The sequence below is a fragment of the Okeania sp. SIO3I5 genome (genome assembly GCF_010672085.1).
Classification (GTDB): Bacteria; Cyanobacteriota; Cyanobacteriia; order Cyanobacteriales; family Microcoleaceae; genus Trichodesmium.
Map to the genome: position 1 here is coordinate 35,174 of NZ_JAAHHT010000016.1, position 16,002 is coordinate 51,175.

19 protein-coding genes are annotated in these 16,002 nt (G+C 38.8%); 2 read left to right on the plus strand and 17 right to left on the minus strand.

The features are described 5' to 3' along the window. Positions 1-44: 44 nt before the first annotated feature. The 4 genes from F6K40_RS05355 to F6K40_RS40645 all read right to left on the minus strand — a co-directional run bounded on the left by F6K40_RS05355 (position 45) and on the right by F6K40_RS40645 (position 1,108). Positions 45-533, minus strand: a complete 489-nt coding sequence (locus F6K40_RS05355; protein WP_293132421.1) for an RpnC/YadD family protein — start codon at positions 531-533, stop codon at positions 45-47. A 40-nt stretch (positions 534-573) separates the two neighbouring features. Then, positions 574-756 (minus strand): hypothetical protein, encoded by a 183-nt coding sequence (locus tag F6K40_RS05360; RefSeq protein ID WP_293132424.1) that lies wholly within the window; start codon positions 754-756, stop codon positions 574-576. Positions 757-825: 69 nt separating this feature from the next. Beyond that, entirely contained in the window at positions 826-1,002 is a 177-nt protein-coding gene (locus tag F6K40_RS05365) for a hypothetical protein (protein ID WP_293132427.1), read from the minus strand. Further along, positions 971-1,108, minus strand: coding sequence for a DUF6883 domain-containing protein (locus tag F6K40_RS40645; protein WP_365670299.1), 138 nt, complete (start codon positions 1,106-1,108; stop codon positions 971-973). Before F6K40_RS40645 ends, F6K40_RS05365 begins: the two co-directional genes overlap by 32 nt. Before the next feature lie 157 nt (positions 1,109-1,265). Here F6K40_RS40645 and F6K40_RS05370 point away from each other — a divergent pair, with 157 nt between their 5' ends. After that, a complete protein-coding gene (locus F6K40_RS05370) occupies positions 1,266-1,772 on the plus strand; it encodes a heme-binding protein (RefSeq protein WP_293132430.1) in 507 nt (168 codons plus the stop codon). A gap of 146 nt (positions 1,773-1,918) precedes the next feature. Here F6K40_RS05370 and F6K40_RS05375 read toward each other — a convergent pair whose 3' ends face one another. The 11 genes from F6K40_RS05375 to F6K40_RS05420 all read right to left on the minus strand — a co-directional run bounded on the left by F6K40_RS05375 (position 1,919) and on the right by F6K40_RS05420 (position 12,773). Beyond that, the gene (locus F6K40_RS05375) at positions 1,919-2,557 is read right to left on the minus strand and encodes a Uma2 family endonuclease (protein ID WP_293132433.1); all 639 of its coding nucleotides are present in this window, start codon (positions 2,555-2,557) and stop codon (positions 1,919-1,921) included. Between the two features lie 23 nt (positions 2,558-2,580). Continuing rightward, positions 2,581-2,829: a DUF4926 domain-containing protein gene (locus F6K40_RS05380; RefSeq protein ID WP_293132436.1), complete on the minus strand. Its 249-nt coding sequence runs from the start codon at positions 2,827-2,829 to the stop codon at positions 2,581-2,583. 183 nt (positions 2,830-3,012) lie between these two features. Next, positions 3,013-3,231, minus strand: a complete 219-nt coding sequence (locus F6K40_RS05385; protein ID WP_293132439.1) for a type II toxin-antitoxin system PemK/MazF family toxin — start codon at positions 3,229-3,231, stop codon at positions 3,013-3,015. Next, positions 3,212-3,370 (minus strand): type II toxin-antitoxin system PemK/MazF family toxin, encoded by a 159-nt coding sequence (locus tag F6K40_RS40650; RefSeq protein WP_365670245.1) that lies wholly within the window; start codon positions 3,368-3,370, stop codon positions 3,212-3,214. Before F6K40_RS40650 ends, F6K40_RS05385 begins: the two co-directional genes overlap by 20 nt. Next, positions 3,307-3,549, minus strand: a complete 243-nt coding sequence (locus tag F6K40_RS05390; RefSeq protein WP_293132442.1) for a hypothetical protein — start codon at positions 3,547-3,549, stop codon at positions 3,307-3,309. Before F6K40_RS05390 ends, F6K40_RS40650 begins: the two co-directional genes overlap by 64 nt. A 319-nt stretch (positions 3,550-3,868) precedes the next feature. After that, positions 3,869-5,449 carry an NAD(P)H-quinone oxidoreductase subunit 4 gene (locus F6K40_RS05395; protein WP_293132445.1) on the minus strand — a complete coding sequence of 527 codons (1,581 nt, stop codon included), beginning with the start codon at positions 5,447-5,449 and terminating at the stop codon, positions 3,869-3,871. 805 nt (positions 5,450-6,254) lie between these two features. Further along, entirely contained in the window at positions 6,255-8,348 is a 2,094-nt protein-coding gene (locus F6K40_RS05400; RefSeq protein WP_293132448.1) for an NAD(P)H-quinone oxidoreductase subunit 5, read from the minus strand. A gap of 447 nt (positions 8,349-8,795) precedes the next feature. After that, the gene (gene ribD, locus F6K40_RS05405) at positions 8,796-9,920 is read right to left on the minus strand and encodes a bifunctional diaminohydroxyphosphoribosylaminopyrimidine deaminase/5-amino-6-(5-phosphoribosylamino)uracil reductase RibD (protein WP_293132451.1); all 1,125 of its coding nucleotides are present in this window, start codon (positions 9,918-9,920) and stop codon (positions 8,796-8,798) included. 335 nt (positions 9,921-10,255) lie between these two features. Beyond that, entirely contained in the window at positions 10,256-10,789 is a 534-nt protein-coding gene (locus F6K40_RS05410) for a cyclic nucleotide-binding domain-containing protein (RefSeq protein WP_293132454.1), read from the minus strand. A gap of 459 nt (positions 10,790-11,248) precedes the next feature. Then, positions 11,249-12,295, minus strand: a complete 1,047-nt coding sequence (locus F6K40_RS05415) for a threonine aldolase family protein (RefSeq protein WP_293132457.1) — start codon at positions 12,293-12,295, stop codon at positions 11,249-11,251. 289 nt (positions 12,296-12,584) lie between these two features. After that, complete coding sequence (locus F6K40_RS05420; protein ID WP_293132460.1) at positions 12,585-12,773, minus strand: hypothetical protein; 189 nt, start codon at positions 12,771-12,773, stop codon at positions 12,585-12,587. A 531-nt stretch (positions 12,774-13,304) separates the two neighbouring features. Between F6K40_RS05420 and F6K40_RS05425 the strand changes: the two genes are divergently transcribed. Continuing rightward, entirely contained in the window at positions 13,305-13,790 is a 486-nt protein-coding gene (locus tag F6K40_RS05425; protein ID WP_293132463.1) for a GNAT family N-acetyltransferase, read from the plus strand. A gap of 79 nt (positions 13,791-13,869) precedes the next feature. Here the strand turns inward: F6K40_RS05425 and F6K40_RS05430 are convergent, their stop codons facing one another. After that, positions 13,870-14,838 carry a sensor histidine kinase gene (locus F6K40_RS05430; protein ID WP_293132466.1) on the minus strand — a complete coding sequence of 323 codons (969 nt, stop codon included), beginning with the start codon at positions 14,836-14,838 and terminating at the stop codon, positions 13,870-13,872. Between the two features lie 33 nt (positions 14,839-14,871). After that, positions 14,872-15,465, minus strand: a complete 594-nt coding sequence (locus F6K40_RS05435; RefSeq protein ID WP_293132469.1) for an L-threonylcarbamoyladenylate synthase — start codon at positions 15,463-15,465, stop codon at positions 14,872-14,874. Positions 15,466-16,002 lie beyond the last annotated feature (537 nt).

A 16,002-nucleotide genomic window follows, 5' to 3' on the forward strand; every position in this document is an offset into this window, starting at 1 on the left:
AACCCGGTTTCTGGGTTTGCCTGCATAAGTTTTAAATATTTTGTTTAAGAATCCGACTGATAAACTTGCCGTAATTGATCAATAGTCTCTACAGTTTTGATAGAAGCCAAAATTGTTTCTAAAACCTGAATATTTTCAATAGTATTAATCTCTGAAAATATCTCTTTTCCTGACGAACCAAATTTTAATTCTAATCCTAGTTCTATTCCAGAGAGTATTCCTTTTTGCTCCCCTCTTTGTTCACCAATTTGTATTCCTCGTTGTTCACCAATTTGTATTCCTCTTTGTTCACCAATTTGTATTCCTCTTTGTTCTCCCTCTTGTAATATCTGTTGATACCAAGGAGATTGTTCTAATACAGCCATATCCCACCTCATTATTTGTTGTATTATTTTAGTCTTTAATGCAAATGTAGCAAAAAATGCTAGTAAATTTTCAAATTCTAAAAGCTCCCCATCCTCTCGTAAAAGTTGCAATGCTTTTCTCACAGTAACTTCTTCTTCTCCTCCTTTCATAATAGGAACAAAAGGCATTCAACAATTAATAATTAACAATTAATAATTAATAATTACGTTAGAGGTACTGATAACTGATAACTGATAACTGATAACTGAAATGACTTAACCATTGGAAGTCTGAAGAAATAATTTCTTTGACAGTAACATTGGGAATTTCACTTACCCATTCTACCCAACGAGTTGGATCGATTCCAATTAGACGTTTACTGCTAATATCTACTTTTTTTGGCTTTTTCATTTTCTAGTAGATTGCCCATTGTATCATTTTATCTGAAACAGTTTACTACAATTTTGCTGGAAATAAATGTTAATCTTCTTCGACTTCGTTATCCGATTTTATTTCCTCTAGATTATAGGATTCTTCCAAAATATCTTGAACAATAGATTGTTGAGCTTCCAAGTCTAATGACTGAAAAACCTCGTTTTTTAAATAGAGGCGACCTAGCATTGAGTTAATCATACCACTGGTTTGATGGTCTGACATAATAATTCTCCTTAGTAATCCCTAGTTTCGATCTAAATAAACGAGCTTTATGTTTGCCATCTTTATGATTTTCTGCTAAAATATATGTTACTAATTTTTCATTTATTTGCTCTTTTTTTACTTATTCTCCATTTCGTAATTTCATTTTATCTAATTTCGACAATGGGAAGACAAAATTTGACTAGGAAATACAAACAAAATCTAATCATTCAATAGTAGTCTAGTTCTAAAAATATCCTCTTAAACAAATCATCCAAAAAATTATGTCAGCATCTTTACCCCAAGGTTTTCCTCAACCTACTGAAGTAAATGTTATCGAGATTAAACAATATCCTCAATACCGTGGCGTCACTTACACCCATACAGGTGATTCCCGGATGGCAACCAGAGTCGCTTTCGATCCACTTTATCAACATATCAGCACTAATGAAATTGCTATGACAACACCTGTAGAAGCTCGTTATGTCAGGGAAGGCGAACAAACAGAAGTATCTTTTCTATATTCCACCCCAAATATGACTCCCCAAAAAATTGATTCTCAGGTAATGGTGAGAGATACTTTGCCAATGACAGTTGTGAGTATTGGAGTGCAGGGTGCTTATAGTTGGGAGAGCTATGAACAAAATTTGCAAAAATTGAAAGATTGGTTGGCGCAGCACCCAGAATATGAAGTTGTGAGTTCCCCAAGACGGTTGTTGTATAATTCGCCAATGACACCGGAAGATTTGAAACGGAGTGAGGTGCAAATTGCTATAGAGAGGATTGATTAATAGACATCTCCAAAAATCCAAAATAAAATCAATTCTTATCCATAAATTATCAATAACTTCTTCCTGTTCCCTGTTCCCTGTTCCCTGTTCCCTCTTTTCTGGAGAAGTCTAATGGATAATTGATAATTGATAATTACCTCTGGACTTTAACTCATTTTCTTCCTCAACTCTCTTAGCATTTTACTGCTACCTATCGTTAATGCCTGGTTGACTAAATTAGGAATTAATTCTAAAATAGGTAAATTGGGAAAAGTACGACTGATAGATGATTCTACATATAATCCATCGGTAAAAACCTGAATCGTGAATTTTTCTTCAGTATAAATCCATAATTCCGGAACTGCTAAAGCTTCATAAGCATCAAGAGTAGTTTTGGATGTGACATCTACCTCAATAGCTAAATCAGGAGGTGGATCTACATTCATATCTATCCTCATTCGAGAGCGCATTTTTTGAGCGTTTTGGATATAAAAACAAGTATCAGGTTCTAGACCGACTTTTTTAGCTCTTTTCCTAAAGGTTGTTGAACCGAAATCTTCCCAGTCTCGTTCTTGACTATCCAGCAATACTTTCACAATATCACTAATAATTCGGTGCGGTCGTTCGTGAGCGGGAAGAGGAGACATGATGGTTAAAGTTCCTTGAATATAAGCGATTCGTGTCTTGATTCCGTTAGCTTCTCTTTCTTCTAGAAATGCTTCAAACTGCTCCCAAGTTAAGTCATTTAGGATAATTAGACTACCAGGGTTAAGCTCAATTTTGTTAATAGGTATGGTTACTGTCATTTCAGTTATCAATTATACTAATTTTATCTCTGGATTAGATTGGAACAGTCTGTATAGAGCAACATTAGTTTTTCAAGTTCAATGGATATCAATGCGTAAGTTTGCCCATTTTTATTAGCAAATTCTACCTCAAAAGCTTTTCCTTGATCGTAAATTTCTACCACAGTTCCTACTTGACCTCTAGGTAATATTACTTCTCTATCGGTCATAAATTGTGTAATTTTCATATTTTCTGTTAAAGCTACAGTATCATGTAGTTTTATTTCATTCACTATGTTTTACCTCCATTAATCAATTGGATAAACCGTCGTTAAACGTGGATAATTTTCGTTTTGTACCAGACCAAAAATTTGTAGGGACGTTGTTTGGTTGGGGGGTTTGGAGACCAAACCCCTACGAGCAATACTACTTAATGAAAGGCGATCGCCACTGTTGAAAAATATTCCAAGTGGGTTCTATAAATCAAGATATCGTTTCACAATTGCCTGATCTTGCTTTAGTAGTTCGGTTTCCAGTTCGCCTACTTGTTCGACTAATCTAGATTTGTCAAATGTCATCAAGTCAACACACACCAATAAACTATCTGTCGCTAAACCGTTTTTCGTGGATGCTGGTACGTATACGACAGCAGGAGAAATAGCTTCTTTCCCTACTTTAGCTGAGGTAAAAGGCATAACAGTTATTACAGGGTATATTAAAAGCTGTACCAGAAATAACCAAAGCAGGACGAGTTTTGCGTATTTCTGTTCTTATTGAGGGATCGAATCTGGCAATCCAGATGCTTCCCAGTCCGTAATTGCTTGAGTCTGCCATTCTTCGTCCCAACCTAAATTAAGTTCGTCAACCATTTTGCAAGCTTCAGCTAAGGCTTGTTTTTCTTGCTGTTGTTGCCATTTTTGTAAAAGAGATTCTATTAAAGCACTGGGGTTTTCGACTTTGCCTTCAATGTATGCCAGCAGATCGTCGGATAGAGATATAGAGATTTGAGCCATCAGTCATTTCAGTTATCAATTATCAGTTATCAGTTATCAGTACCTCTGCCTTTCGACAATGGCAATACAAATGTAGGCCCTTGTTGAACGAAGTGAAACCCAACAAAACCTTACTTTTGTTGGGTTTATCCTGCGGATCAGCTCCGAAGATAGAACTTCCTCAATCCAATCTATGCCTATTGTGGGATTTATCCTTCGGATAAGCTGCGCTTTTCATGTCGCGTAGCGTTAACGTTTGCGGAGCATTCCGTCAGGAAAGTTGTGCGTTAGCTAAACGTTCCTCAATCCGACCTACGCTTCATCAAAAACAACTGCAACACTACTTAATTGCAGGCGCACGCATCGGCGACTCAGTTCCATCTGTTAACGCCACTTTCTCAGACTCCATCAACATCGGCACTGAATCTCGTAACCGCGCCGTTAACTGCACAGTTGTCGCATCATAAATCTGAGTCACAATCTTAGGATACAAACCTATCCCAATAATTGGCACTAACAAACAACCAATAATAAACACCTCGCGGGGTTCCGCATCCTTGAGAACTTCGTGTTCTACTAACTCCTTATTCTCAGGGCCGTACAAAATCTCCCGCAACATTGACAATAGATAAATTGGAGTCAAAATTACTCCCACTGCTGCCAAGAAAATCACCAATACTTTGAAAGTTGGGTTATAAGCATCACTGGTAGCAAAACCAATAAATATCATCACCTCAGCTACAAAACCACTCATTCCCGGTAACGCCAAAGATGCCATCGAACAAGTTGTCCACATAGCGAACACTTTCTTCATTTTCTGACCGACACCACCCATTTCATCTAATATTAAAGTATGGGTACGGTCATAAGTAGCTCCCACTAAAAAGAACAAACTCGCTCCAATTAAACCGTGGGAAATCATTTGCAGTACAGCTCCACTCAGACCAATTTCGGTAAACGAAGCTATACCAATCAACACAAACCCCATGTGAGAAATCGAAGAATAGGCAATTTTCCGCTTCAAATTTCGTTGAGCAAATGACGTCAAAGCAGCATAAACAATATTGATAACTCCCAAAATTACCAACGCCGGAGCAAACACCGCATGAGCATCCGGCAACATTCCGGCATTCATCCGCAGTAAAGCATAACCACCCATTTTCAGCAGAATTCCTGCCAGTAACATATGAGCGGGTGCTGTTGCTTCCCCGTGAGCATCTGGCAACCAAGTGTGTAATGGGAAAATTGGTAACTTCACAGCATAAGCAATCAAAAATGCTCCATACAATAACAGTTGCACATTAAAAGCGTAATCTTTGAGAGCGATCGCCCGCATATCAAAGGTAACAGTATCGCCATAAAACGCCATTGTTAAAGCTGCCACCAAAATAAACAGGGAGCCACCTGCTGTATAGAGGATAAACTTAGTTGCTGCATACAACCGCCGTTTTCCACCCCAGATTGACAGAATTAGATAAACAGGTACTAATTCCAATTCCCAAACTAGGAAAAATAGCAACATATCCTGTACGGCAAATACAGCAATTTGACCACCGTACATTACTAACATCAAGAAATAAAATAGCTTTGGCTTAAAAGTTACAGGCCACGCTGCCATTATTGCTAGGGTGGTGATAAAGCCAGTCAGAATAATCAATGGCATGGATAAACCATCTGCTCCCACTGACCAATTTAAGTCTAGCGGCGGTACCCAAGCGTAACTTTCTACCAGTTGGAGTTCAGGATTATTAGTGTCGTAACCTGTGCAGAAAGCAGTAGTGATCATGGTAAAATCAATTAATCCAATAATTAGGGCGTACCACCGCACCGTTTTGCCATCTTTATCCGGAATGATTGGAATTAGCAAAGAGGCAACTACTGGAAATAGGATAATTGTAGTTAGCCAAGGAAAATCAGCCATAGGTATTTAATTCTCGCTTTGAAAATTTTGTAAAGTTATGAGCATTCAGCAATTAACAATTAACAATTAACAATTAATAATTAATAATTACCTCTCCTGAATAATTAACAATTTTCATGTTGGCGACTGCTATTTTGCTCCGCAAACTCTTCAATTATTGATTATTAATTATTAATTGCAAAGGGAGAATTTTAACCTGAATTATTTAATTATTAATTATTAATTACAGCAGTTCTTTAATGTATGAGGTACAGTTTTAGATCCCACCCTGCCCCCCTTAAAAAGGGGGGAGTCTTTAAAGTCCCTCTTAGAAAAGGGGGGAGCCTTTAAAGTCCCCCTTTTTAAGGGGGATTTAGGGGGATCGTAAATGTATCTCACCAGACTGAAAAACGCTATAGCAGTTCTTTAATGTATGAAGTACAGTTTTAGATCCCCCCCTGCCCCCCTTAAAAAGGGGGGAGCCTTTAAAGTCCCCCTTTTTAAGGGGGATTTAGGGGGATCGTCAATGTATCTCGTAACTTTGGGAATTGCTGTATTAATTATTAATTATTTAGTAATGAGGAAAACTTTAGTATGACTTCTTTTGTTCCTATTCCTTTTGAATTTAGTTTGATTATCTTAGTTTGTTATAATCAGCTATCAGTCAGAAGTTATATCAAATTCGTTTACTTTGGAGTATTGGCAAAAACTCATTCGTAGGGTATGGGTTTGGAGACCAAACCCCTACGATATTGAATTGTACCAACGCTACTAAATACCACTAAAAGAACGTCTGATAACTGATAACTGATAACTGATAACTGAACTAAACTCCAGAGAAAACAACGAAGCCTAAAACTGCCACAAATACAATTAGGGCATAGAACTGAGCGCGACCATTCTCTAAATATTTCAAACCTTCCCCGCTCAACAAAGTAATAAAACCTGTTAAGTTAACAGCTCCATCAACTACTTTGTAATCTACTTCCAAAACTTGGCGTGCTAGACGACGACTACCTTGAACAAATAGTTTGTCATTGATGTCATCTAGATACCACTTGTTTAGAGAAAAGTTGTAGAGAGGTTTGATTTTTTCCGCGATCGCACCAGGGTCAATTTTACGGCTCAAGTACATCAGCGAAGCAAAGGTAATACCAATCAAAGCAATACCCACAGAGTTACCTGCCATAATTAAAAATTCTGTCAAATCAAACTCTGCTAACCCCTCTAATACCTCTGCCAAAGATTCCCCAGGGGCATAAATAAATTGTTCAAAATAATTAGCAAAAGGCGTTCCCAATAAACCAATAATCATCGAAGGAATTGCCAAAGTCATCAATGGTAAAGTCATGGTTATAGGAGACTCATGGGGAGAATGACTATGATGATGGTCATCGTGGCTATGGTCATCGTGGCTATGGTCATCATGGCCATGCTCTAGTTCCTGCGGGTCCATTGCACCAGGACCAAAAGCTACAGCAGGAGTAGCAGTTGCAGTTCCAGCTGCAGCTAATAATTGCTGTTTAATTTCGTTGTCGTTACCCCGGAACTCACCCTCAAAAGTTGAGAAATACATCCGGAACATATAAAAAGCAGTCATACCAGCAGTCGCCCAACCGATAAACCACAAAGCGGGGTTAGCTCCAAATGCACTGCCAAGAATTTCGTCCTTTGACCAAAAACCAGCAAAAGGAGGAATACCGCAAATTGCCAGAGTACCAATTAAAAAACAAGTAGAGGTAATAGGCATATATTTCCGCAGTCCGCCCATTAACCGCATATCCTGAGCGATAATTGGGTTATGGCCAACCACCGCCTCCATACCATGAATTACTGAACCAGAACACAAGAACAGCATGGCTTTGAAATAAGCATGAGTCATTAGGTGAAATAGTCCGGCGCTATAAGCACCAACACCCATTGCCATTACCATGTAACCCAACTGGGAAATGGTTGAATAAGCCAAACCTTTTTTAATGTCGTTTTGAGTAATAGCGATCGTTGCCCCCAGAAAAGCTGTAAAGCCTCCTGTCCAGGCGATAATATTCATTACCACTGGCAGATGTTCAAATACTGGGTACATCCTGGCAATCAGGAAGACGCCAGCAGCTACCATTGTTGCTGCATGGATTAGGGCTGAAATTGGCGTCGGGCCTTCCATTGCGTCTGGCAACCAAACGTGTAGTGGGAATTGGGCCGATTTGGCTGCTGGTCCTAAGAAAACTAAGACACCGAAAAGGGTGGCTAAACCAACGCTCAGAGCGCCTGTTTCTACGAGCTGCTCCAAGCGAACGCCCATGACTTCAAATTCAAAGCTACCTGTGGCCCAGTAAATTCCGAGCATTCCCAGTAGCAAACCAAAGTCACCGACGCGGTTGGTAACAAAAGCTTTTTGACAAGCATCGGCTGCTGCTTTACGGTCGTACCAGAAACCAATTAGTAGGTAGGAAGAGACACCTACCAGTTCCCAAAAGACATAAACTTGAACTAGGTTTGGAGAGACTACTAGACCTAACATTGAGGAGCTAAACAAGCTCAAGTAGGCATAAAAGCGTACATATCCAGGGTCGTGAGCCATGTAGCCATCAGTGTAGACCATTACCAAGAAGGCAACTGTGGTGACGATGACTAACATTAGGGCAGTCAGATGATCTATGGTGTAGCCCATACTGAGCCTAAAGTCACCTGCTGCTGCCCACTCAAACATTTGGACATAGGTTTCATGGCCATTTATTTGACTCCAGAGCAACCCAAAGGAGAGAACCATTGCAGTTCCGATCAGGGAGAGAATAAATATAGCTGCTTTTTGTCGCAAACTACTGGTGGCTTGACTATAGGAAATTAGCCCTAAGCCAACTACCATTGCTCCGACTAGGGGTAATACTGGAATTAACCAGGCATATTGATAAAGTCCTTCCATAATTTATGGTTGCTTTATAATTCTTAACTAAGTGGGCAAAACTAATAAGCATTCTTACACAGACTTCCTTGGGATCGGTGGTAAAGATCGATTTTTTTAAAAGTTGTTGGTTAATTTTAGTCAAAAGTCAGCATTTAGAAGGCAGAAGGCAGAAGGCAGAAGGCAGGAGGCAGAAGGAAAGAAAAGGTTAGAAGGGAAAAGATTTTTTTATACAGCGCTTTTCAAATTGATGAACCACACTGTCACAACCAAAACCGAGTAGGGACGTTCCATGGAACGTCCCTACTGTGGTCTACTGAAATGAAAACCGCTGTAAGTGATTATCCGAACATGATATTATGAACTAAGAAATGGTATTGAAGCTATTCCCATACGACTCCTGTAGGGGCGATTTTCGTTTGTCATGCTCCGCAAACGCGAATCGCCCCTACAACTACTAACTACTGACTATTGACTATTGACTACTGATTCCAAATAACCTTCTAATAAATAATCACAACCAACAGTACGCATACTAACATTTTCTAACTTAAAAGCCTCCGTCATTTTAGTTAATCTTAAATCCCCCACAGGTGAAGGTGCTGCTTCCCCACCAATAATTTTCGGAGCAATAAAAGCCCAAATTTTTTGCACTGCACCATCAGCGATCGCCTCCGCAGCTAAAGTCCCCCCACACTCCCAAAGTACAGAGAGAAATCCGCGATCGTACAAATTACCCATTACCACCCCTGGAGTTAAAGTCGAAGTTTCCATCACTTCCACCCCTTTTTGCCTCAAATATTCCTGAAATTCTCGATTAGAATCTATTTCTGTAAATACCAAAGTTTTAGCCTCACCAACATCCCATAAATTAGCCTCTGTAGGCAAATCTAAACTGCGACTCATAACCACCCGCAAAGGATTATCATCTCGCTCCCTGCGACTCGTCAAAAAAGGATTATCTCGCCGAACCGTATTACCCCCAATAATCACAGCATCACAAGCAACCCGTAACTGATGCACTTCACTCCGCGCTGACTGAGAAGTCACCCATGCACTATGACCTGTAGTAGTAGCAATTTTGCCATCAAGAGTCATCGCATATTTCAAAATTCCAAAAGGACGATGGTAAAGCATTCGGTGAATAAAAGCTTCATTCAGTTGGCGACACTCCGCCTCTAATACTCCCACCACCACTTCAATACCAGCATCCCGCAACTTTGCCACACCACTACCTGCAACCAGAGGATTAGGATCGATCATTCCAATTACCACCCTTGCTACACCTGCTGCAATTAAAGCTTCCGTACAAGGTGGCGTCCTTCCATAATGATTACATGGTTCTAAACTAACATAAGCAGTAGCTCCTCTAGCTTTTTCCCCCGCCTCTCTCAGAGCAAAAACTTCGGCATGAGGATGACCAGCACCAGGATGAAATCCCTCACCCATAATTTGGCCATTTTTAGCGATCGCACAACCCACCAAAGGATTAGGGGCAGTCTTTCCCAAAGGACGTCGGGCAAGTTCTAGACAATGACTCATAATTAAGCGATCGAACTTATCTTGATTTTCACTCTCATCAAATTGCAACATCTTCAGATTTTTAGTTTCAAGTTATATCAAATCCGGTAGTATCGGTATAAAAGAGCTTCATTACCGGGGAAAGTCTCAAATGCCCGACAATACTAACATTAACCTCCCACAAACCCGGTTTTTTATGTACTGGCGATTCGGGCGATTTCCTAGGTCATGCTCCCCAAACGCTCTTCGCCCCTCCGAAGCAAGCGGATTTGATATTATATCAAATCCCTTAGTATCCTTACAATTCAATATTGGGTAGTCCTGCTCGCGTAATGGCGAAGATACATAAGTTTTGTAATTTCTTCCCCCTCCTCCCCCTCCTCCCAATATTGTAGGGTTTTGGAGACCTAACCCTTAAGACGCAGCATTAATGTTTCAGATCTAGACTTAGCTAAAGCATTATTGTCTATTTCTGTCTCAACATTATTATTCTCCAGACTATCTGGATATAGCACCTCTGAGCGATCGCTAAAATGTGTAACAGTACCGCGTAATCTAGTCGATAAAAACTTAGTAACTGCTCGATAAAATCTGAGAGAAAATAATACATCCTGCTCTAGTTTTTCATTTAACTTTTCCTTAGAAATTGACAAAACCAATGTATCATCTATCGCTTCTACAGTAGCAGATGGTAAACGACCATCTACAAAAGACATCTCTCCCAAAACTTCACCAGCAGCAATAATTCCTATTTCTTGAGCCTTAACCCCAGATACATAAGCTTTCATTGTCCCCTCCAGCAGAATATAAAGGGCATCAATTGGTTGTCCTTCATTAATTAATATAGTATTAGCAGTAATTTTTTTTTTACTACCATTGGCAATCATCCAATCAATGTCACGATCGCTTAATTCCCCTAAAATAGCTAGAACTTTACTCATATTATATTTGCTTAACAAAATATAGTGACTTAAGTTATATTTTACTGGAGATGACACACTAAACTTAACAGACTTTCCAGTTTCTATTCCATTAGACTTCTCCAAAAATGAAAAATAAAATCAATTCTTATCCATAAATTATCAATTATATAGAATCCGGTTATATAGTATATGTTCATTATTCAATTTCCCCATCTCCCCATCTCCCCATCTCCCCCAACAATACACTCTTGTATTCAACCGGATTTGATATTACTCCTTACTCCTTACTCCTTACTCATTACTCATTACTCCTTACTCCTCAGTAATACGATAACTAATTACCCGGATTCTATATTACTCCCCCCAGTTAAGTGTTCCCTGTTCCCTCTTTAGAATTATAGCAGTCGAAGCAAAGGGCGCGGACATTTCTAAATCCTTAAATCCTTTGACAGTTTACTATTCCCTATTCCCTATTCCCTATTCCCTAGCGCGTAGCGCTATACGTTTAACACTTTTCAAAAAAGCATCAACATCTTCATCTCTGGTATTAAAAGCAGTCACAAGTCTAATTATCGGCAAAGTCCCCTCCTGCCAAACATAAAACTGAAAACCATCAGCTCTCAAACCATTAACCACAGACTCAGGAAGTTCTACAAAAATTTCATTCGCTTCCACAGGATGACACAACTTTACCAAAGGAAACTCTACCAAACCTTGGGCTAACTTAGTTGCCATTTGATTAGCACGAGTAGCATTTTTGAGCCATAAATCATCAGTAATATAAGCCTCCAACTGAGCAGACAAATATCGCAGCTTCGAGAATAAATGACCACTACGTTTGCGACGATAAGCAAATGTTTTTGCCAAATCTTGATTAAAAAAGATTACCGCTTCTGCTGCCATCCCCCCATTTTTAGTTGCACCAAAACACAGTATATCTACCCCCGCTCGCCAAGTTATATCTGCCGGCGCACAGTCTAAGCTCACAACAGCATTAGCAAAACGCGCCCCATCTATATGCAGATATAGATTATGAGCATGAGTAATTTTAGCAATCTCACCGATCTCTTCAGGCAAATATACTGTTCCTGCTTCCGTTGCTTGAGTAATACTAACTGCCGCAGGTTGAACATGATGTACTATACCTGCACCCGCGTTTTCTAGTGTTTTGCTCAACTCAGAAGGATGAATTTGAGAATCTGTACCATTTAATGTTACCAACTTCGCACCACCTGTATAAAATTCAGGCGCACCACATTCATCCACATTAATATGAGATTCAGCATGACAATAAATAGCTCCATAACCAGGAGCGATCGCTGATAAAGCTAGAGCATTAGCAGCAGAACCAGTAGCAACTGGGAAAACTGTCACAGGAGTTTCAAAAATTGATGAAAATTTAGCTGACAAACGTTGAGTGTATTCATCGGCACCATAAGGCATCATAGCGCCTTCATTGGCAGCGATCAGAGCAGCCATAATTTCTGGGCACACCTGACTCACATTATCACTACAAAAATTCATAGTTCCTATACTTTTAAATAAATTTAAAATACTCTACCAGTATGGAACATTCCCACTATCTTTGTATTTTCTTGTAGGACAGTTTTTCCTACTGAACACCAAGTCCAAATATAATCAAGTCAGAAGTCAAAAGTTAGAAGTCAGAAGTGGCGAAAGCGCGAATAATATCATGTTCGGTTGAACACTTACACTTTGATGATCCGAACATGATCGGGACTTATACAGAAACCGGGTTTATGAACGAAATTTCCTAGCTTGAACAAATAAAGATCGGCGCAATAAACTGCGTTTATTGGTTGGTTTGTGTAATTAGGGCTTGCTGATTAATTATAAAAGTATTGATATATAAAGGTTTGAGGTTTTTTAGTGCCGAAAAAAGTGCCTGGTTTTCAGTTGAAAATGCTAAAAAAGTCAGTATTTTGGCTGACAAAGGCCGAAAAATCACTCTGACAATTCTTACTCCTACTTCCTCGCTCATTCCCATTTATCCTGACTCCTGACTCCTGACTCCTGACTCTTACCCCTACAAAAAGACTTTTTCAGCAAACCCTAATTACTGATGATATAAGAATAAGTTTGAGAACATCCTAACAATAATGGCGGATATTGTAATTAATATTGGCTTAAAAATCGTAAATAATTACACAAAAACTTAATACTTTACAACATAATATAATTACAAGTTAGTTTAATTCTCATAAAATTTTCACAAAAAAACATATAAAAAACATATTGATTATCAGAAAAAAGAATGATACTATACAAAATAGTTAAGCAATAAAAGCTATGTGTTACTAACCTTGAAAACAAGGAGGTCAATTAAATAATCCACACTAGAATAAACTCAAAAAAAATCAAAATCATTTATTAATTTTATCTATTTTTCAGCATACAATAATGTTTAAATCTAGATAAAACTTAGCCCCAAGCAATATTCAATCCAAACAAAAATTGACAAAAATCAAAAGAATTGATTGAGTAAATAACTATAGAGAGCTGGTTAAAAAAGATGAAAAACACTACCAGAGATTACCGTCATATCCAATTCTGCGAAGGTCATTCAAAAGTAGACATTCCTCAACTCGTAGCATTATTTAATTCAGCAGCTATCTGGGCAAAAAATCGAAAAATAGAAGACCTAGAAATAGCCATTGCCAACAGTAACCCAGTCGTCAGTGTCTGGGATCACAAAACAATGATAGGTTTTGGCCGCGCCACATCAGACTGCGTATACAGAGGTACAATTTGGGATATAGTAATTCACCCAAACTATCAAGGAGGAGGACTAGGACGAAAATTAGTTGAAACAATTTTAAGTAATCCACGAATGTGCCATGTAGAAAGAATTTACCTAATGACAACCCATCAACAAAACTTCTACAAACGCATCGGATTTGAACACAATCAAACCACAACAATGATATTGCACAATCAACCCATAGAAGGAGAAATCGAACTAACAACTAGAAATCAACCATCACTACTTGCCAGATAAACTTAACTATTATAGCAGTCGCAGCAAAGGGTGCGGACATTGCTAAATGTTGTTTGTGCAGCATTTGATCACCCAAAACTCAATCAGAGATAACTTCTGACTTGCGCGTAGCGCTATCAGCATCATCTCTACAAATCGGAATCGAACATTGAGTCCGATTAAAATTAGACTCCTCACCATCAGAAGGAGTCGCTAGCACCTCCAAACGTCCATTCATCATTCCTAACAAATTTTGATTCATTAACAACCTCATACCAGGAGAAAGCTGGAAATCAACAGTCATGTTTTTTTCAGCTTTCTCCTCAATATTATGCTTGAGTAAATCCCAAGACTCACTCCACGCACTAACAGGACGTTGATCATCAATCCAAATATGAACATAACCAGATTCCCATGCAGGATGAACAGAAACATTCACACTACCTTCCTTCATTTGCGCGATCGCCGTATCAATCAAACTCACCAAAACCTGCTTCAGACGAGATTCATCCGCCAAAACATAAACATCTTCTGCAGGAGGTGATATCTGCAAACGAATACTACGATTAGCAGCTTGCATATAAGTTAAATTTTCCACCGCCTCAAACACTTCAGTCAGTTGCAGCGACTCGATCTTTACTGCCTCAGTACCATGTTCCGTTTTAGCCACATAAATAATCTCATCCATTAACCCCAAAGTTTTCAAAGCAGAATTATAAGCTTGGTTCACAAACTCACGTTCCTCCTCCGGATCATCAGCTAAATCAGAAATAACTAACTGTAATCCACCAATCATACTATTAATCGGCGATCGCAACTCATGAGCAGTTCGAGCCAAAAAACCAGCCTTAAATTTACTCATTTCAGAAGCCATCTGATATGCTAGTTGAGTATGTTTCAGTTGCTCTAAAATATTCTCAAGCTGCTCAGAATCAGAATTAGATTCTTCAGGAGATGACTCCACAGAAGGCGTTGATAAATTCTGACTTTCTTGCCTAGACCATAATTTACTAGCTATTAACCCAAATCCAAATCCTAATACCAAAAAGATAAAATCGTTCCCAGCCATTCCACTAAAAATACTAAATTTTTTAACAGTACCTTAAAATTTTAACTTTACTGCTCCCTGACGCAAGATTTCCCAACCATCAATTCCATTCCACTTAGCAACAGTTGAAGGAACCCCAGAAGTTAACATCATTTCCTGACTTTGGGACAATGAAAGAACCAAAACATCTGGAAATTGAGCATTAATTTCAGCCATCTGCTTCAAAGCCGGCTGGCCTGATAAATTAGCACTCGTAGTAGCTAAAGGCCCTGTTTTAGCCATTATCTCCCTAGCAATATCGCAATTAGGAATCCTAAGTCCAATTGTAGTTGGATTAACAGGATTCATTACCCTGGGCACTCTTTCCGCAGCAGGTAACACCAAAGTTAACTGCCCAGGCCAATACTTTTTAGCCACCCCTTGCCATAATTGTAACTCTTCATCACTCCCACAAACATAAGGCCACAAAGATTCAGCAGTTGCCCCCATTAAAATTAATGGTTTATCTTGACTACGATCCTTCGCTTGAAAAATTAAATCGGCTTTGTCAGGTCGAGCAGCTAATGCTGGTACAGTATCAGTAGGAAAGCTTACCAAACTACCAGATATTGCCCCCTCAACTAAAATATCAATAGATACTAAATTCATTATTTATTTTTCATTTTTTAATTTTTTTAAAAATTTAAGGTAATTCCACCATCTCTGGCACAAAAAACCTCCAACCTGGGGAGCTTAAGAAAATGATTTGAGCTTCAAATTAAATTATTTCCACCACTTACTCCCCATTAAAATCAAAGGTTTATTTTAACTGCGCCCCTGATTGAAAAATTCAATCTCCTCTGTCAGGCCGAGCTGCCAGTGCTGCTACAATATCAACAAGAAAGCTAGTATTTTTAACAGAAATCGCTCCTTCGATATAAAATCTCAATAGACATCAAACTTATTTATTTTATTTTTCATTTTTTAATTTTTTGAAAATTTAGAGGCAATTCCAGCATCTCTAACACAAAAAACCTCTAATCCAGGGAGCTTAAGAAAATGATTTGAGCTTCAAATTAAATTATTTTTACCACTTACTCCCCATTAAAATCAAAAGTCGATCTTGAGTCCTTCTGTGGAAAAATTCAATCTCCTCTGTCAGGTCGAGCTGCCAGTGCTGCTACAATATCAACAAGAAAGCTAGTA